This is a genomic window from Streptomyces sp. NPDC001904 (genome assembly GCF_040297005.1).
Taxonomy (GTDB): Bacteria; Actinomycetota; Actinomycetes; order Streptomycetales; family Streptomycetaceae; genus Streptomyces.
Window position 1 is genome coordinate 521,011 of the sequence record NZ_JBEOYI010000002.1, and the last position, 18,592, is coordinate 539,602.

13 protein-coding genes are annotated in these 18,592 nt (G+C 73.2%); 6 read left to right on the forward strand and 7 right to left on the reverse strand.

The features are described 5' to 3' along the window. Nucleotides 1-4: 4 nt before the first annotated feature. The 5 genes from ABT127_RS04875 to ABT127_RS04895 all read right to left on the reverse strand — a co-directional run bounded on the left by ABT127_RS04875 (nucleotide 5) and on the right by ABT127_RS04895 (nucleotide 6,287). Complete coding sequence (locus tag ABT127_RS04875) at nucleotides 5-502, reverse strand: GtrA domain-containing protein (protein WP_351444580.1); 498 nt, start codon at nucleotides 500-502, stop codon at nucleotides 5-7. Nucleotides 503-630: 128 nt separating this feature from the next. Beyond that, entirely contained in the window at nucleotides 631-1,716 is a 1,086-nt protein-coding gene (locus ABT127_RS04880; protein ID WP_351444582.1) for a cobalamin B12-binding domain-containing protein, read from the reverse strand. A 42-nt stretch (nucleotides 1,717-1,758) separates the two neighbouring features. Continuing rightward, nucleotides 1,759-3,387, reverse strand: coding sequence for a PP2C family protein-serine/threonine phosphatase (locus ABT127_RS04885; protein WP_351444584.1), 1,629 nt, complete (start codon nucleotides 3,385-3,387; stop codon nucleotides 1,759-1,761). A 149-nt stretch (nucleotides 3,388-3,536) separates the two neighbouring features. Beyond that, on the reverse strand, nucleotides 3,537-4,403 hold the full coding sequence (locus ABT127_RS04890) for an oxygenase MpaB family protein (RefSeq protein ID WP_351444586.1): 867 nt from the start codon (nucleotides 4,401-4,403) through the stop codon (nucleotides 3,537-3,539). A gap of 153 nt (nucleotides 4,404-4,556) precedes the next feature. Further along, nucleotides 4,557-6,287 carry an MFS transporter gene (locus tag ABT127_RS04895; protein ID WP_351444588.1) on the reverse strand — a complete coding sequence of 577 codons (1,731 nt, stop codon included), beginning with the start codon at nucleotides 6,285-6,287 and terminating at the stop codon, nucleotides 4,557-4,559. 233 nt (nucleotides 6,288-6,520) lie between these two features. On the opposite strand from ABT127_RS04895, the gene ABT127_RS04900 reads away from it, so the two are divergent. The 5 genes from ABT127_RS04900 (at nucleotide 6,521) to ABT127_RS04920 (ending at nucleotide 13,515) form a co-directional block, all read left to right on the forward strand. Next, nucleotides 6,521-8,716: an acyl-CoA dehydrogenase family protein gene (locus ABT127_RS04900; RefSeq protein WP_351444590.1), complete on the forward strand. Its 2,196-nt coding sequence runs from the start codon at nucleotides 6,521-6,523 to the stop codon at nucleotides 8,714-8,716. Between the two features lie 219 nt (nucleotides 8,717-8,935). Continuing rightward, the gene (locus ABT127_RS04905) at nucleotides 8,936-9,841 is read left to right on the forward strand and encodes a LysR family transcriptional regulator (protein ID WP_351444645.1); all 906 of its coding nucleotides are present in this window, start codon (nucleotides 8,936-8,938) and stop codon (nucleotides 9,839-9,841) included. A gap of 63 nt (nucleotides 9,842-9,904) precedes the next feature. Continuing rightward, nucleotides 9,905-11,080 carry a CaiB/BaiF CoA transferase family protein gene (locus tag ABT127_RS04910; protein ID WP_351444591.1) on the forward strand — a complete coding sequence of 392 codons (1,176 nt, stop codon included), beginning with the start codon at nucleotides 9,905-9,907 and terminating at the stop codon, nucleotides 11,078-11,080. Continuing rightward, complete coding sequence (locus tag ABT127_RS04915; RefSeq protein WP_351444593.1) at nucleotides 11,080-12,261, forward strand: acyl-CoA dehydrogenase family protein; 1,182 nt, start codon at nucleotides 11,080-11,082, stop codon at nucleotides 12,259-12,261. The genes ABT127_RS04910 and ABT127_RS04915 overlap by 1 nt, the downstream gene beginning before the upstream one ends. A 60-nt stretch (nucleotides 12,262-12,321) precedes the next feature. Continuing rightward, nucleotides 12,322-13,515: a lipid-transfer protein gene (locus tag ABT127_RS04920; RefSeq protein ID WP_351444595.1), complete on the forward strand. Its 1,194-nt coding sequence runs from the start codon at nucleotides 12,322-12,324 to the stop codon at nucleotides 13,513-13,515. A 17-nt stretch (nucleotides 13,516-13,532) separates the two neighbouring features. Here ABT127_RS04920 and ABT127_RS04925 read toward each other — a convergent pair whose 3' ends face one another. Further along, a complete protein-coding gene (locus ABT127_RS04925) occupies nucleotides 13,533-15,350 on the reverse strand; it encodes a CASTOR/POLLUX-related putative ion channel (protein WP_351444597.1) in 1,818 nt (605 codons plus the stop codon). Between the two features lie 155 nt (nucleotides 15,351-15,505). Further along, nucleotides 15,506-16,843, reverse strand: coding sequence for a lipase family protein (locus ABT127_RS04930; protein ID WP_351444599.1), 1,338 nt, complete (start codon nucleotides 16,841-16,843; stop codon nucleotides 15,506-15,508). A 223-nt stretch (nucleotides 16,844-17,066) separates the two neighbouring features. Between ABT127_RS04930 and ABT127_RS04935 the strand changes: the two genes are divergently transcribed. Then, entirely contained in the window at nucleotides 17,067-18,506 is a 1,440-nt protein-coding gene (locus ABT127_RS04935) for an MFS transporter (protein ID WP_351444601.1), read from the forward strand. Nucleotides 18,507-18,592: the final 86 nt, after the last annotated feature.

The window sequence follows — 18,592 nt, forward strand, 5'->3', positions numbered from 1 at the left end:
CCGCTCAGGCGGCGGGGCAGAGTGCCGCGGTGTCGACCGGCTGTGCGGGCAGCGGGCGGACGGCGGCCGGCGCCTGCGCCCGGTCGCGGGCGAACGTCACGAGACGCAGCACCGCGAACCGGGCGACGCCGGTGAGCGCGGAGGCGGACAGATAGACGGCCTGCTCCAGGGCCGCGCCCGGCGCGTCCACCAGGTGCCGCAGGCCGGCCACCGCCAGGCAGGTCACCAGGTACGCGCCCGCCGCCGACCCGGCCGACTGCACGTGCTGGCGCCGGCTCGCCCGGCCGCCCGCACCGAAGGTGAACCGGGCGTGCAGCTCGGTGGCGAGGACCGTGGAGACCACGGTGACCAGCGCGTTGGCCAGCGCCCAGGGGAGCCGGTCGGCGACGACCGTCACCGCGAAACTGGAGGCGACCCCCACGCCGCCCCCGCACACCACGAACCGGGCGAACGCCACGAAGGCTCCGGGCGCCGTCCGCTCGCTTCTTCGTACCTTCTCCATGATCCCCGCCCCCCGTCGATGGCACGCCGCGCCAGTGCGCGCCGCCAGTGGTGCCACTATGGCACACCGGTGGCACCATGACGAGTCATTTATGGCGCGACGTGGAGCGTCGGGGAGCGCGGCCCGGCCTATGGATCGAGAACGACCCGGGCGTCGTGGAGGATGCCGAACACCCGCGGGAAATCCTTGAGTTGGCCCGAGAGTGAGTCCAGTACGGCGAGCAGGCAGCGCGGCGGGACACCGCGCGCGCTCAGGATGTCCGCGGTCCACGCCAGGAACCGGGCGAAGAGGTCCGCGCAGTCGACGTAGAGGGCGGTGGCGAGGTACGTGACGATGTGGTCGATGTCCTCGGCGGTGCGCTCGTTCTGGTACCGGTTGTACCAGCGCATCTCCGGGAAGTCGTCCTGGACGTCGGCCAGGGCCTGCTTGACCAGCTGCCGCTTGGCCTGGTGGACCATGGTGTACTCCTCGTCGCCCAGGTGCGGCAGGTCCGCCTCGGGCGGCCGGATCCCGGACGCCCCGGGCCGCCGCGGGGCCCCGGCGAGGAGGTCGGCCGCGCCGGGCGCGTCCCCGGCCCACTCGGCCCGCATCAGCCGGGCGTAACGGCCCTGCGGACCGAACGCGGCGCCCCCGGCGATCACCCGGATACCCGCGCCCTGGCACGAGCTGATCGCGTTGTGGGCGGCGGGCAGCAGCACCTCGACGGACGAGGACAGCAGCACCGCCCGGGCCCGGGTGTACCGGGCGTGGGCGACCAGATGCTCGGTGGGGACGTGCGCCCCGAGATAGTCGACGCGCCAGCCCCGCAGCCGCAGCACCTCGCTGACCAGACGCGCGGGCAGGGCGTGCCACTCGCCGTCGACACACGCCACCACGACGCGTCCCGTCGGCGTGCCGTGCCGTGCCGACGCGGTGACGTCGACGACGGCCGCGACGCACCGTTCGCTGATCGCCGTGGCGGCGTGCTCCTGCGCCACCGTGATGTCGTTGGCCGCCCAGGCCGCGCCCAGTCGCACCTGGACCGGCGCGATCAGGTCGAGCAGGACGCGCTCGCCCGTGGCCCGCATCTGCTCCACGGTCGAGAGGTGCGCGCCGAGTGCGCCGCGCACCACGGCGACGGCACGCGTCTCGTCACCCGCGTGGAGCGCCTGCCACAGCCGCTCGCGCGGCTCGGCGAGAGAGGAGGGGAAGTCGTTCGCTGCGCCACCGGTCACGTGGCTCACCCTTTCCGGGCCGGGTCGTTCACAGTTCTTCGGTCAGAGGCGCGGACGTCCGGGGGCGCCGATCGCCAGGACGGCCATGTCGTCGTGCGGGCCCTCGCCCAGCCACTGGGCGGCGGTCATCTGCACGTGCTCGGTGACCGCCTCCGGCGGCATGCCCGCGCAGGGGGCCAGCACCGCGCGCAGCCGGTCCTCGCTGAACATGACGTCGCCCAGCGGTCCACCGCGCGCCTCGGTGATGCCGTCGGAGTACAGCAGGCAGGTCTCGCCCGGCTCCAGGACCACCTCGGCGGTCTCGAACTCCAGGTCGTCGATCGCCCCGAGCAGCGTCCCGCTGACCGGGGCCGGTTCGACCCGGCCGTCGGCGCGCACGACCAGCGGGGCGGGGTGGCCCGCGCTGGAGATCCGCAGCCGCACCCGGGCGCCCTCGCGCACGGCGCTGACCAGGACGAGCGTCACGAAGGGCGTCGTCCGGGCCGCCAGCAGCGCGCTGTTGAGGAGGGTCAGCAGCCGGGTGTGGTCGGCGGCGAGCGGCACCAGCGCCTGCAGCGCGTGCCGCACCCGGCCGGCCACGACCGCGGCCTCGATCCCCTTGCCGCACACGTCCCCCAGCACGACGACGGTCTCGCCCTCCGGCACGGCCGCGGGATACAGATCGTAGAAGTCGCCGCCGACGCGCTCGCCCGCGGTCGAGCTGCGGTAGCGGCCGGCGAAGCCGATGCCGTGCACCCGGCCGAGGGCGGGCGGCAGCAGATCGCGCAGCAGCGCGTCGGTGAAGCGGGCCTGGCGGGCGTGGCTGCGGGCGAGGGAGAGGGCGGCGCCCGCGCGCGCCGCGAAGAGCCGGGCGAAGCGCTCCTCGACGGGGCTGAACGGCGCCCTGCCGGGGCGGCGCAGCAGGATCAGACAGCCCGCCGGTGCGCCGTGCCCGGGCAGCGGCATCACGACCACCGCACCGGTGGCCGCGGTCCCGGCCCCGAACCCCCCGAACTCCTCGGGCACCGCCCACGGCGGCACCGCACCCGGATCGATCCAGACGGAGGGCACCGTGGGCAGCCCGCCCAACGCCTCGGCCAGACCCGGCAGTTGACCGGCGTCCAGCGGTATCCGCTGCTCCGTCACCGGCCCGCCCGCGGAGCACCGCGTGACGGAGAAGTCGCGCCCGTCGCCGATGCCGACGAGGACCGCCGCGTCGGCCAGGTGCCGGGCCGCCCGCCGCACCGTCACCTCGCGGCAGTGCGCCACGTCGAGCGAGGCGAGCAGTTCGGACGACAGCTCCTGCAACAGGGCCGCTCTCGCCCGCTCCCGCGCCAGCTCCTGCGCGGCTCCGGCCGGAGCGCTGTCGCTCACCAGCCACCAGGTCACCGTCCCCGCGGTGCCCGGCCCGGCGAGCGCCTTCACCCACAGCTCGCCGATCCGGCCGCCCGCCCAGTCCGGCGGCTCCCCGTGGGCGCCGCCCGAGTGCCGCAGATGGGCCTCGGCCAGCCAGGCGGGGGCCACGTCGGACAGTGCGGCACCGATCCCGATCCGGCCGAGCAGGTCGGCGGCCTGCTCGTTGTAGGACACCACGGCGCCCGCCGCGTCCACCGTCACCGCCGGATAGGGGTCACAGTGCTGCGCGGAGGCTCCCACGTCGTACGTACTCTTCTGCTTCGGCAAGGCGACCATTTGTCTTGGAACTCCCTGGTGCGAGCTCCCACCACCCGTCCACTTGGAGGAAGGTGACGCCACATTACCGACGGCATATGACTAGTGGCCGGACTTTTCAATACTTCTGACAGCGTTCCCCGACTGCTGAATAATCCATCGGGGCATGCCTAGCGGGTACCGGCTCCCCCGGGCTTGGGGAACGTGCCGAGATCGGCCACCCGGAAGCCGTGCGGATAGCCCCGGACGTTGGGGCTCTGGCGGGCGAAGCGCGGTGCACGGCGCGGCGGCAGGAGCCGGACCAGCCGGCCGCGCAGCCGCAGCCCGCCGCGTACCGCGCGCTCCAGGACGGCGGGCGGCGCCGGATAGTCGAAGGCCGCGCGCATCGGCGGGTCCATCAGGCACACCGTCGCCCTGCGCATGGCCGCGCCCAGCGGGCCCGGGTACCAGGACGCCATCAGGTCGAGCGTGGCCTCCGAGACCGCGTGGCCCCCCTTGTCAAAGGCGAAGTGGCGGCGTTCGTAGTCGTCCATGAACGCCTCGAACTCCGCGTAACTCTCGGGGATGTCCTTGATGTTCATGCGCCGGCCCAGCGCCCGGTAGTAGTTCGTGGACGCCCGGACCTCGTGGTCCGACAGCGGGCGCCAGCCGAACTCGTCCAGCCAGCGCTTGGGCACCACGACGAACGTGGCGAGCACGTAGCGGAAGTCGTCGTTCGGTATGTCGTAGCTGCCGTGCATCCGGTTCATGCGGCGGACCGCGGTGCGGCCCTGCTCCGCGTCCATGCCGTGCTCGCCCACCGCGTCGAGGATGAGCACCGTGTCGTCGTAGCGCTTCTGCGTGCGCTCGGTGAACTCGCCCGTTGCGGCGAGGAGTCGGCCGATGCCCGGTACGGCGTACGTGCGGTAGAGGGCGAAGCCGAGCGCCTGCATGAAGTCCCACGGGAACTCGTGGGTGGTGCTGATCGCGTAGATCTTCTCGTAGTCGCGGTCGGGGTCGAGGCCGAGGATCTCCCGGAGCCTGTCGTAACGCTGCACGGTGGGGCCACCCTTCGTCGTGCGACGGTGCGGTCGCCGCGTCTCCTCCCGCATGATCGCGCGTCGGCGGCGGTTCGCACAGCAGAAGAACGCGCCGGGCGATCGCCCGGCGCGTTCTCAGGAGCAGCTCAACTCGGTGGCCCGCAGGGCCCGTTACGGCTGCGGCACCGCCACCGCCTCCAGGGCGAGGTCCACGTGCACCGCGCGGTCCTCGCCGTGGTGGGTCGCCGCCGACGCCCGCGGCGCGTGCCCGGCGGCGGTCGCCGCCAGGACGTAGGAGCCGCCCGCCGGGACGGCCAGCGAGTAGCGGCCGTCGTGGTCGGTGAGGGCGGCGCCCGCCTGCCGGCCGCGCCGGTCGATCAGGGTCACCTTGGCGTGGGCGACGGGCAGGCCCGCCGGGTCCACGACCTGGCCGCGGAAGTGGGCCAGGGCCTCCTCGGCGCGCGCCAGGTTCGCCTCCTCCTCGCTGCTGGCGCGCAGCTGGACGACGGCCACCTTGCGCTTGGGCAGGAACAGGGCCAGGACCACGCCCAGCGCGACCGCGGCCGTGGCGATCAGGAACGAGACGCGGAAGCCGTGCATCGTCGGGACCGCGACCCCGCCGACGTGGTTCGCCGTGTTGGCCAGCACCATGCCGATCACCGCCGACGACACCGACGTGCCGATCGAGCGCATCAGGGTGTTCAGGCCGGTGGCCGCGCCGGTCTCCGACGCGTCGACGGCTCCGATGATCAGGGCCGGCAGCGACGAGTACGCGAGGCCGATGCCCGCGCCGACCACCACGGAGATGACGATCGTCTGCCAGGGCGCGCTCATCAGGCCGAGCCCGGCGCCGTAGCCGATCGCGATGATCAGCATGCCGAGGATCAGCGTGACCTTCGGTCCGAACGTCGCCGACAGGCGGGCGTAGACCGGAGCCGTGAACATCATCGTCAGGCCGAGCGGCGCGACGCACAGGCCCGCGACGACCATCGACTGGCCGAGCCCGTAGCCGGTCGCCGCCGGGAGCTGGAGCAGCTGGGGCAGGACCAGCGAGATCGCGTAGAACGCGACGCCCACCATGATCGAGGCCAGGTTGGTGAGCAGGACCTCACGGCGGACCGTGGTGCGCAGGTCGACAAGCGGGGCCTTCAGGCGCAGCTCCATCACGCCCCACAGGACGAGGACCACGAGCGCCGCGCCGAACAGGCCGAGCGTCGTGCCGCTGCTCCAGCCCCAGTCGCTGCCCTTGGTGATCGGCAGGAGGAAGAGGACCAGACCGGCGGAGAGGCCGAACGCGCCCGCGTAGTCGAAGCTGCCCTGCGCGCGCAGCGGGCTCTCCGGGGCGAGGGTGAGGGTGAGGATCATGGAGACGACACCGAGGCCCGCCGCGCCGAAGAACAGCGCGTGCCAGTCGGCGTGCTGGGCGACGAGCGCGGCGAGCGGCAGGGCGAGGCCGCCGCCGACGCCGATGGAGGAGGACATCAGGGCCATCGCCGAGCCCAGCTTCTCGCGCGGCAGCATGTCGCGCATCAGGCCGATGCCGAGCGGGATGGCGCCCATGGCGAAGCCCTGGAGGGCGCGGCCGACGATCATCACCAGGAGCTGGTCGGTGAAACCGCAGATCAGCGAGCCGATCACCATGATCGCCAGGCTGGCGAGCAGCATCCGGCGCTTGCCGGCGAGGTCGCCGAGGCGGCCCATGATGGGCGTCGAGACGGCGCCGGCGAGCAGGGTCGAGGTCATCACCCAGGTGGCGTTCGAGGGTGCGGTGTCCAGCAGCTCGGGCAGGTCCTTGATCACCGGTACGAGCAGCGTCTGCATGACCGCCACGACGATGCCGGCGAAGGCGAGGACGGGGACGACGCCGCCTGTCCGGCGGGAAGTGGTCGTCGGTTGGGACATTGCGGAGGGCCTCCGGAGGGCAGGTTCGGATCGCCTGTGCGGGCGGAGCGCGAGCGGGGGTGCGTGTAGGTCGAACCTGTTCGCTCGGGCGACTATTCCGATGTTTGTCGTACGAGCGTGAACCTTGACCTTTTCATTACATGGGACAGGGCCGGGGTCGGGCCGCGGTGGATTCTGACTTGCCGTCAGATCTGCTCTTCCCCTCTACTGGAACGTGTTCTACCGTGCGCCGCATGGGGACCGCCGAGAGCGCCGTCATTGCCATCACCCAGGACCAGCGGGAACTCGCCGCAGCCGTACGCGGCTGGATCGCGCGCGCCGCACCACCCGACGAAGTGCGCAAACTCCTCGACGCCCCGGCCGCGCCGGGCCACCGCCCGCCGTACTGGGACAGCCTCGCCGCGCAGGGCCTGCTCGGAGTCGGGCTGCCCGAGGCGTACGGGGGCGGGGGCGGGACCCTGCTCGATCTCGCGGTGATCGTCGAGGAGGCGGGCCGGGCCGCGCTGCCCGGACCGTTCCTCGCCACCGTGCTCGCGGCCGAGGCGCTGGCCCGGGCGGGCGCCCCGGAGCTCGCCGGGCGGCTCGCCTCCGGAGAGCTGATCGGGGCCGTCGCCTTCGCGGCCGGCGGCCTCAGCGCGGTCGCCGGACCCGACGGGCTCGTCCTCGACGGGACCGCGCCGCCCGTGCTCGCCGGTGCCGACGCCGACCTCCTCGTGCTCGCCGCCGACAGCGCGGACGGCGTGGTGTGGCTCGCCGTCGACGCCGCCACCCCCGGGATCGCCGTGCGGGTCCACGACAGCGCCGACCCGACCCGGCCCACCGCCGAGGTCACCGCATCCGGCGCCACCGTGCCCGCCGCCCGGATCCTCGCCCCGCCCGGCCCGCTGGTGCGCGACCTCGCCGCGGTGCTGCTCGCCGCCGACGCCTGCGGCACCGCCGCCTGGGCGCTGCGCACGGCCGCCGAGCACGCCCGGGTGCGCGAACAGTTCGGGCGCCCCATCGGACAGTTCCAGGGCGTCAAGCACCTCTGCGCCGACATGCTCGTCCGGGTCGAGCAGGCGGGCGCCCTCGTCTGGGACGCCGCCCGCGCCCTCGACGAACCGGTTCCCGGGGAGGTGCGCGGCCTGGCCGCCGCCCTCGCCGCCGGGACCGCGCTCGACGCCGCCCACAGCTGCGCCAAGGACTGCATCCAGATCCTCGGCGGCACCGGCTTCACCTGGGAGCACGACGCCCACCTCTACCTGCGGCGGGCCGTCGTCGCCCGGCAGCTGCTCGGCGCCGGCGACTCCCACCGGCTGCGGGCCGTCCGGCTCGCCGAGGCCGGGGTCCGTCGCGAGCTGCGCCTCGATCTGCCCGCCGAGGCCGACCCCTACAAGGAGGACGCCAGGAGGGTGGTCGAAGCCGCCCGGGGTCTCGACCCGCGCGCCGCCCGCATCGCCCTCGCGCCCACCGGATACGCGGCGCCGCACCTTCCCGCGCCGTACGGACTCGGCGCCGGACCGATCCAACAGCTGGCGGTGCAGCAGGAGTTGGCCTCGGCGGAGGTGCGGGTCGCCGACCTCGGCATCGCCACGTGGGTCGTCCCCTCGCTGATCGCGTACGGCACCGCCGAGCAACGCGACCGCTACCTCCCCGCGACCCTGCGCGGCGAGCTGCTCTGGTGCCAGCTGTTCTCCGAGCCCGGCGCCGGATCCGACCTCGCCTCGCTGCGCACCCGCGCCGAGCGGCTGCCGGACGGGCGCTGGCGGATCAACGGACAGAAGGTGTGGACGAGCGCCGCCCAATGGGCCGACCACGGCATCCTGCTCGCCCGCACCAACCCCGACGCCCCCAAGCACAAGGGCCTGACGTACTTCCTCGTCGACATGAAGCACACCGACGGCATCGACATCCGGCCGCTGCGCGAGATCACCGGCGACGCGCTCTTCAACGAGGTCTACTTCGACGACGTCCTGCTGCCCGCCGACGCCGTCGTCGGAGAGGTCGACGACGGGTGGCGGGTCGCCCGCCACACCCTGGGCAACGAACGCGTCCACATGGCCGACCAGCTCACCTTCGACACCGGTCTGGAAGCGCTGCTCGCCCGCGCCGGTGATCTCGACGGCGCCTGCCGGGCGCGGATCGGGGCGCTCGCCGCCGAGGCGCATGCGCTGGGCTGCATCGGGTTGCGGACCACGATGCGGCAGGTGGCGGGGGAGGGGCCCGGGCCCGGTGCGTCCATCCGCAAACTCGTGCAGACGCCGCATCAGCAGCGGGTCGCCGAACTGGCCCTGGAGATCCTCGGCCCCGCCGGTGCCCTCCGTGAGGGGCCGGGCGAACGCGCCCTGCACGGCTTCCTCCTCTCCCGCTGCCTCACCATCGCGGGGGGCACCACCCAGGTCCAGCTCAACGTGGTGGCCGAGCGGATTCTGGGGTTGCCCCGGGATTAGGGGGCGCGTTTTCGTCTGCGGGCCGGTGGGGGCTGGTCGCGCAGTTCCCCGCGCCCCTGAGGCATGCGCTCCGCGCAGCCTCCCCTTGAGGCTGCGGCTCCGCCGCGCCTCTCAAGATGAGGTGCCGCACGAAGTGCGCATCTCAGGGGCGCGGGGAACTGCGCGACCAGCCCCCACCGGAGCCGCAGACGAGGAAACCGCCCCCGTATGGTCACCGACGTGGAGCTGAAACACCTCACCGGGTTCGTCGCGGTCGCCGAAGAACTCCACTTCGGCCGCGCCGCGGAACGCCTGCACATCGCCCAGTCACCCCTCAGCCAGCAGATCAGGCTCCTGGAGCGCGACCTAGGGGTACAGCTCTTCGAGCGCACCACGAGAACGGTCCGGCTCACCCCGGCGGGCCACGCCCTGCTCGACCCCGCCCGCGCCCTCCTGGCCGACGCGGCCACCCTGCGCCGCACCGTCCGCTCCGCCCACCTCGGCGAGACCGGCAGGGTCACCGTCGGCTTCGGCGGCGCCAGCGCCTACTCGGCGCTGCCCGCCCTCACCCGAGCCGTCAACTCCGAACTCCCCGGCGTGGAACTGGTCCTGGAGAGCCAGATCTTCACCGGGGAAGCCCTGGCCCGGCTGACCGACGGCACCATCGACCTCGGCGTCGCCGCGCTGCCGGTCCGCCGCGGCATCACCGCGAGAGTCGTCCGCGCCGAGCCCCTGGTCTGCGCGCTCCCCGAGGGCCACCGGCTGGCGGCCCGGGACGGCGTCACCTTCGCCGACCTGCGCGGCGAGCGCTTCGTCACCTTCCCCGTGGCCCGCGGCTCGGCCGTGCGCGAGGCGATGGTGCAGGGCTGCCACGACGCCGGGTTCGCCCCGCGGATCGCACAGGAGGCCCCGGACTCGTACAACCTGCTCGCGCTGGTCGGCGCGGGCGTCGGGGCGGCCGTGGTCGTGGGGTCCGCGCGCTCCATCCACCTGGAGCACGTCGTCTTCCGGCCGCTGGTCGGCCCGGACGTGCCGGTGCTGCCCATCGCCCTCGCCTGGCGCACCGGGAACGACAGCGCGGCCCTCGCCGCCGTCCTGGCCGTGGCGGAACGGGTGCTGCCCACTCCGCCCGATTATGTGGAGTAGCGGCACACTGAGAGCCGTAATCGGTCTTGGACAGCACTTAATGCGCGGGGCAGAGTGATCGGCATGTCCGAGCCGCCCGCACCGCCGCAGGCCACGCCGCTCGCCGGGATCAAGGTCGTCGACCTGTCGAAGATCCTCGCGGGCCCGTACGCCACGATGTCCCTCGCCGACCTCGGCGCCGACGTGACCAAGGTCGAGCACCCCGAGGGCGGCGACCCGACCCGCCGCTGGGGCCCGCCGTTCCAGGGCGAGGACGCCACGTACTACCTGGCCGCCAACCGCAACAAGCGCTCGGTGACGATCGACCTGAAGACCCCCGAGGGGCAGGCCGAGGTCCACCGGATGCTGGCCGGCGCCGATGTCATGGTGGAGAACTTCCGGCCCGGCTCCACCCTCGCCCGCGTCTTTGACTACCGCGCGCTCACCGAGCGGTACCCGCGCCTGGTCGTCCTGCACATCTCCGCCTTCGGCGAGACCGGCCCGCTGCGCGACGAACCCGGCTACGACATGGTCGCGCAGGCCTCCGCGGGCCTGATGTCCCTGACCGGCGAGACCGACGGACCGCCCCTCAAGGCGGGCTTCGCGATGGGTGACCTCGGCGCCGCGCTCTTCGGCCTCGTCGGCATCACCTCCGCCCTCGTCGAGCGCGCCCGCACCGGCCGCGGCCAGTACGTCACGACGTCCCTGTACGAGACCCAGCTCGCCCTGCACGCCAACTGGGCCACCGCGCACTTCGCCACCGGCGAGCGCCCCACCCGCCTCGGCTCCGGCCACCCGAGCCTCGTCCCGTACCAGGCGTACGAGGCGTCCGACGGCCACTTCGTGATCGCGGTCGGCAACGACGCCCTGTTCCGCACCCTGTGCGCCGCCCTCGGCCTCGACGGCCTCGCCGACGACGAGCGGTTCACGACGAACGCCGCCCGCGTCGCCAACAGGGACGATTTGAATGCCCGGTTGACGGACGTCCTCGCCCGGCGCACGGTCGGAGAGTGGTGCGACGCACTGAAGGCGGCCGGGGTGCCCGCCGCCCCCATCCGCCACCTCGACGAGGTGTACGCCTGCCCGCAGACCGCCGCCCTCGGCATGGTCCAGGAGGTCGAGCATCCGGCGGCGGGCACGCTCCGCCAGGTCGCCTTCCCGGTCAGCTTCAACGGCGTACGGCCCGCCGTGCGCACCGCACCGCCCACCCTCGGCCAGCACGACGACAACCCCCGCACCCAGCAAGGAGCCCGAGCCTGATGCCGTTCCCCGCTCTCGACCCCGTCGACCCGCTGAACCTCGAAGCCCTCCTCACCGACGAGGAGCGGGCCGTGCGCGACACCGTCCGCCAGTACCTCGACGACAAGGTCGAGCCGCACATCGCCGGCTGGTTCGAGTCCGGCGAGCTGCCGGACCTTCCCGAACTCGCCCGCGAATTCGGCAAGATGGGCCTGCTCGGCATGCACCTGGAGGGCTACGGCTGCGCGGGCACGTCGGCGCGCGCGTACGGCATCGCCTGCCGCGAACTGGAGGCGACCGACTCCGGTCTGCGCTCCTTCGTCTCCGTGCAGGGCTCGCTCGCCATGTTCGCCATCCACCGCTTCGGCTCCGAGGAGCAGAAGCAGGAGTGGCTGCCGAGGATGGCAGCGGGCGAGGCCATCGGCTGCTTCGGCCTGACCGAGCCCGACCACGGCTCCGACCCGGCGTCCATGACCACCCGGGCCCGTCGTGACGGCGACGACTGGGTCCTCGACGGGCGCAAGATGTGGATCACCAACGGTTCCGTCGCGGCCGTGGCCGTCGTCTGGGCGCAGACCGAGGACGGGGTGCGCGGCTTCGTCGTGCCCACGGCCGCGCCCGGTTTCTCGGCGCCGCTCATCAAGCACAAGATGTCGTTGCGCGCCTCGGTGACGAGTGAGCTGGTCCTGGACGGCGTACGGCTGCCCGCCTCGGCGCAGCTTCCGGAGGCGCGCGGCGTCGGAGCCCCGCTCACCTGCCTCAACGAGGCCCGGTACGGCATCGTCTGGGGCGTCACCGGCGCCGCCCGCTCGGCCTGGCGGGCGGCGCGCGACTACGCCCTCCAGCGCGAGCAGTTCGGCAAGCCGATCGCGGGCTTCCAGCTCACCCAGCAGAAGCTGGTCGACATGGCGCTCGAACTCCACAAGGCGACGCTGACCGCGCTCCACCTGTCGGCGCTCAAGGACTCGGAGGCGGGCGTCCACCCGGCCCAGATCAGCTTCGGCAAGCTGAACAACGTCCGCGAGGCCATCGAGATCTGCCGCACCGCCCGCACGATCCTCGGCGCCAACGGCATCTCGCTGGAGTACCCGGTGATCCGCCACGCCAACAACCTGGAGTCCGTCCTCACCTACGAGGGCACCACCGAGATGCACACCCTCGCGCTCGGCCAGGCACTGACGGGGCTCGCGGCCTTCCGTTAATCGCTCCGCCCTGCCACTATCTGACGGTCCGTCAGGTAGTGGCAGGAGGGCTGTGCAGCCATGAAGTCGTACATCGTCGGCGTCGGCATGACCAAGTTCGAGAAGCCCGAGAGCCGTGACTGGCAGTACTGGGACATGGTGCGGGAAGCGGGCGGGGCCGCGCTCTCGGACGCCGGGATCTCCTACGAGGACGTGCAGCAGGTCCCCGTCGGCTACTGCTTCCAGGCCTCGACCGCCGGTCAACGCGCCGCCTACGAGCTGGGGTTGACGGGCGTCCCCGTCTACAACGTCAACAACAACTGCGCCACGGGCTCGACCGCGCTGATGATGGCCCGCCAGTTCGTCGAGGGCGGTATCAGCGACTGCGTGCTCGCGCTCGGCTTCGAGAAGATGCAGCGCGGCGCGCTCGGCGGGGGAGCGGACGGAGGCGACTTCAAGACGTCACCGGTCGCCCGCCACTACGGCATCATGGCCGCCCGGCACGGCTTCGAGATGAGCCCGCCCACCGCCCAGATCTTCGGCGACGCGGCCCGCGAGCACATGGAGAAGTACGGCACCACGCAGGCGCAGCTCGCCGCGGTCGGCGCGAAGAACCACCGCCACTCGGTCAACAACCCCTACGCGCAGTTCCAGGACGCGTACACCGCCGACGAGATCCTCGCCGCGAAGACCATCCACTCCCCGCTCACCAAGCTCCAGTGCTCGCCGACGTCGGACGGCGCGGCCGCGGCCGTCGTCGTCTCCGAACGCTTCGTCGAGGAACGGGGGCTGGGGGACAGGGCGGTGGAGATCGTCGCCCAGGCGATGACGACGGACACCGGGGAGTCCTTCGCGTCCGGCTCCTGCATCGACGTCGTCGGACAGCCCATGTCGCGCGAGGCGGCCCGGCAGGTCTACGAGGCGTCGGGCCTCGGCATCGAGGACGTCGACGTCGTCGAGCTGCACGACTGCTTCTCCGTCAACGAACTGCTCACGTACGAGGCGCTCGGCATGTGCGCTGCGGGCGAGTCCGGCAAGCTCGTCGAGTCCGGCGCCACGACGTACGGCGGCCGCTGGGTGGTGAACCCCTCGGGCGGCCTGATCTCCAAGGGCCACCCGCTCGGCGCGACCGGCATCGCCCAGCTCGCCGAGCTGACGTGGCAGTTGCGGGGCGACGCCGGCGGCCGCCAGGTGGCCGGGGCGCGGGTCGGCCTCGCCCACAACATCGGGCTGGGCGGCGCGGCCGTGGTGACGATGGTGCGGCGCGGACGGTAGCCCGGCCGGGTCCCGTCCTAGAGGTCCCGCATGACCGCGATGACGGTGTCGGCGTCGCCGAGGACCACCCGCTCCTCCTTGCCGGGATTGACCCGGATCCCGTACCGGGGGCCGGTGTCCGATTCCGCGTGGAGCCGGTAACCGATGACGGACCGGCCGCGGCGGCGGCCGGAGGCCACGACATCGGCGAAGGCGACCTCGCGGCCCACGGGAACGTACTCGGCGGCCGGGCCGAGGTGGATCCGGTTGCCGCCCGCGGTGAACAGTTCCTCGAACAGCGCGGCGGTACGGGGATTCTCGCTGATCTGGGTCATCAGGAGGCTGATGAGCCGGCCGCTGACGACGAAGTCGGTACCCGGGCTCATCGGGGCGATCAGCCGGTCCTGGTCGTCGGAGAGTTCGGCGGTCACGTGCAGCGAGTGCCCCGCCGCCCGCTCGGCGGCCCGCAGGTGCAGCAGGGTCTCCAGGACGTGGTAGTCGGAATCCGCCGCCGCGACGCTCCCCGCCGCCTCCGAGCCCAGCACGATCACACTGTCGTAGGCCAGGACGTCCAGGCCGTGCGCGGCCCGCGGGCCGCCCGTCACCAGGTCCAGGCGCGCCGCCTCCGTGTCCGCGTACCGGTTGAGCTGCTCGATGATCAGAGGGGCCCTGCGGTTCCACCCCAGGAGCAGCATCCGGGCCGGCCCGGTCTCGCGCGGCGCGGCTCCGACGACCGCGCTCCCGTCGAACGGCAGCGGCTCGTCCGAGACCAGCGCGGTGCTGTCGTTCTCCGTGATCAGCACGATGCGGTCCGTCGAGGAGATCACCGTGGCGGAGGGCGGGTTGAGCGCGGGCCGTCCGTCGGGGCGCAGCAGGCCGACCACACAGGAGCGCGCGTACGACAGCAGCGCCTCGCCATAGGTCCGGCCGGTGAGCGCGGGCTCGTGGACGATGTGGAACTCGCAGCCCGCGAAGTCCAGTAACTCCTCGTGGACGAGGGAGAGTCCGGGCTGCCGCGCGCACTGGGCGAGGAGGCGCGCGGTGATGGCGTCGATGTCCAGGACCCGGCCGCCCGGTCCCGCCGCGAGCACCGCGGCCGTGTGGTGGGCGGGCTCGCGCACCGCGGCGACGACGGTGGCCGCGGGGGCGTCGCCGACGACGGCGCCGAGCGCCAGCAGCGTCCGCACCACCGTCCGGTCCCCCTCGTGATCGCCGGGCGACAGGACGATGACCGCGGCGGCCGTGTGCGGGCTGACCCGGGCCAGGACGGCGGGGTCGGTGGGCGAACCGCTGCGGCAGACCACCCGCGTGGTGCCGGTGGCGCCCACCTTGGTGGTGATCTGCTCCTCCATCTCCACCTTGTCCCGCGGGGCCAGCAGCGCCACGGTGGCCCGGCGCCGGTGGGCGTTGGCCGTCACCAGCTCGGAGATCACCGGGAACACCTGGTCCGACCAGCCGAGGACCACGGTGTGGCGCTGCTCCACGATCGTCGAGCGCCCGAGCCGCAGTTCGAGGATCTTGTCGTTCATGCCGGTGGTGATCACGCTGACGAGGGTCGAGACGAACAGCAGGCTGACCAGCGCGAGCAGCACCGACAGCACGACGTACGCCGGGGCCCCGACCGCGCCCCCGATCCGCAGCGTGGCGCCGACGCTGGCCCACACCGCCGCCGCCTGCCCGGTGAGCGTGGTGGGGACGGGCCTGCCGACCAGCACCTGCGCCACGCTCGCCGGAATGACGAGGGCGAGGCAGGCGAGGGTCAGGCCGGCCACCAGGGTGAGCGTGCTGCGGGCCAGAAAGTTGTCGAACCAGTACCGCAGACGGGTACGGATCCCCTCTCCCGCGCGTCCGCGCATCCCCACACTCCCGGCCCGCCCTGTACGACGGATCGGTCCTACCCCCGCCGCCCGGCGCCGCCACCCCCGTGACCCGAAAGGATGCGAACCGCGCGAGGCGGCCGACGCGCACCGGCCGGCGTGCTAGGGGGGCGGGGCGGGGCGGGCGGATGCGATCAGGAGCCCGTCGGCACCTCGGGCGCCAGGGAGTTGCCCGCGGGGACCCGGCCGCAGTCCGACGGCGGTGTCTTGCCCGCGAACCGGTCGTTCAGCCAGTCCAGGGCGACGGGTGCCCAGGGCACGGCGGTCCCCACGTGGCTGAGCGCGTCGTACTGCTGGTACTTGATCGACGTGTTGCCCTTGTCGCAGTACTGCCGCACCAGCGCGCGCACGTCCCCGGCGACCATGACGCCGTCGCCCCGTCCGACGCCCGGGAGGTTGCTGAGGGTCCCCTCGAAGACGCCTCCGCCGCCCTGCGCGATGTACCCGGGAACCTTCGGCGTCGCGGCGGAGCCGAGGTTGAGCTTGTTCACGGCCTCGACGAAGGGCGCCACCGAGTTCGGGTCCGCGTACTGCGGCTTCACCAGCTTCTTCCAGGTCAGCCCCGGGTACTGCCCGAGGGCGTTGACGATCGAGGCCTTCTCCAGCTTCTTGAAGACCGTCTGGCCGTAGCTGTTGAGGTACGGCGTGAAGTCGATGTCGTACGCGCGGGCGGCGCCGAGGACGGCCATGGGCGCCACACCGGCCCAGAGCGAACTGCCGCCGATGTACTTCAGGTTGTGCGCCGGGGCGACGAGCAGCCCGCCCTCGGCGAAGCCGACCAGTCTCCTGTTGACGTCCGGCGCGTAGCTCGGGGCGAGCGCGGCCGCCCAGTGGGTGGCGATGGCCCCGCCGGAGTAGCCGGCCAGGCCGATGCGGGTGTCGGCGTCCAGGCCGGTCTGCGGGGCCTGGCTCGCGGCCCGGATCGAGTCCAGGGTGTTCGTCCCGTACTCGGGTCCCGCGGCGAAGTCGGCGTTCTGGCCCTCGCTGTCGGGGATGACGACGTTGTAGCCCGACAGCAGCAGCGGCACCAGGAGCAGCGACTCCCCGTTCGCGATCAGGCCGCCGAGGGAGACGTCGCCCGCGATGGCGCGGGAGGGCGCGTCCTCGGGGTTCAGGGAGTCGTAGAAGGACTGGTACGAGACCGCCTTGCTGCCGTCGCCGTTCGGGCTGCGCACGACGGAGGTCACACCGGCGGACGGCCGGCCCTGCGCGTCCTCGGTGCGGTACAGCAGCTGGATCGCCTTGACCGGCGTGGGGATGCCGAGGACGTGGTACTGGAGGGTCCGGGTCTTCAGCACGGTGCCCGGCGCGTACGACGCCAGGGGAGCGCTGCCGTCGTAGGTGTAGAACGCGTCGTCCGTGGCGGTCGGCGCGGCCGACGGCGCGGCCGCCGCGGCGGCCGGGGGGAACGCGGTGACGGCCAGCACGGTGACGACGGCGCCGGCAAGTGTCCCAAGTGCGCTGCGGTGCATGGTGTCCTCGGCTTTCGCCTCGTGGAGCACGGGTGACAGAGGGGTGTACCTGTCGGTAACAGCGCCGAAAGTTACCAACAGGTAGACGAGTTGACCAGAGTTCTAACAAGCGCTTCCGCCGATCGGGGGCGGCCTGGTCCCCGGGTCCTATGCCGAATGGCCCATGGCCGCTGCCCCGAAATCCCGATGTACGGGGCATCGAGCGCCTGGGACCATGACACCTATGCCGCAGACCTCACCCCTGTCCTCCGAGGCCGCCGACGCCGGGATACGGACCCGCAGGCCCGCCCCGCCCGCCTGGCTGGTGGTCGCCGTGGCCTGCGCCGGACAGTTCCTCGTCGTCCTCGACGTCTCCGTCGTCAATGTCGCGCTGCCCTCCGTCCGCGCCGACCTCGGCCTCAGCCCGGCCGGCCTGCAATGGGTGGTCAACGCGTACTCGATCGCGTTCGCCGGCTTCATGCTGCTCGGCGGCCGGGCCGGTGACCTCTTCGGGCGCAAGCGGATGTTCCTCGTCGGGCTCGGCCTCTTCACGCTCGCCTCGCTCGCGGGCGGACTCGCCCAGCAGGACTGGCAGTTGCTGGCGGCGCGGGCCGTGCAGGGCCTCGGCGCCGCCGTGCTCGCCCCGTCCACCCTGACCATCCTCACCTCGGCCGTGCCCGAGGGGGCCGCGCGCGCCCGCGCCATCGCCACCTGGACCGCGGTCGGCGCGGGCGGCGGTGCGGCCGGCGGACTCGTCGGCGGTGTCCTCACCGAGGGCCTGAACTGGCGCTGGGTCCTCCTCATCAACGTCCCGCTCGGCGCCGTCGTCCTCGCGGCCGCCGCCCGCTGGATCCAGGAGTCCCGCGCAGGCGGCGAGCGCCGCCTCGACCTGCCCGGGGCGCTGCTCGTCACGGCGGGCGCGGCGACCCTCGCCTATGCCGTCGTGCAGACCGAGGCGGCCGGCTGGGGCTCGGCCGACACCCTGGTGCCGCTCGGTGCCGCGCTCGCCCTGATCGCGGCGTTCCTCGTCGTCGAGGCGCGTACGCGGCTGCCGCTGATGCCGCTCGGGCTGTTCCGGATGCGGTCCGTGGCGGCGGCCAATGCGGCGATGTTCGTGTGCGGCATGGGCTCGTTCGCCATGTGGTTCTTCATGACGCTGTACGCGCAGAACGTGCTCGGCTACACGCCCGTCGAGGCCGGGCTCGCGCTGGTGCCCAGCTCGCTCGCGGTGGTCGCCGGGTCGAAGGCCGCGCCGTGGCTGATGCGGCGGTTCGGGTCGCGCACCGTCGCGGTGGCCGGGGTGCTCGTCACCGCCGCCGGGTTCGGCTGGCAGTCGACGATGAGTGCGCACGGGGCGTTCGTCGTGAGCATCATGCTGCCCGGGATCGTGATGATGGCCGGCGCCGGATTCGCGATGACGCCGCTCGCGTCGCTGGCCACCTCGGGGGCGGCGCCGGGGGACGCCGGGCTCGTCTCCGGGCTGGTCAACACGTCCCGCACCCTGGGGGGTTCGCTGGGGCTGGCCATCCTCTCCACCGTCGCCGCCGACCGCTCCGCGGGGGGCCTGGATCCTGTGTCGCTGACCGACGGGTACGCGGCCGCGTTCCAGGTGGGCGCCGGGATCCTGCTGGTGGCGGTGGTGGTGCTGCTGGCGTGGATGCCACGGACGCGTCTGCCCGGCTGAGGTGGCGTGGCGAGCGCGGCCCGGTGGCCGCTTCTCGCGCAGTTCCCCGCGCCCCTGAAGCGAGCTCCGCTCGCTCAGGGGGCGGG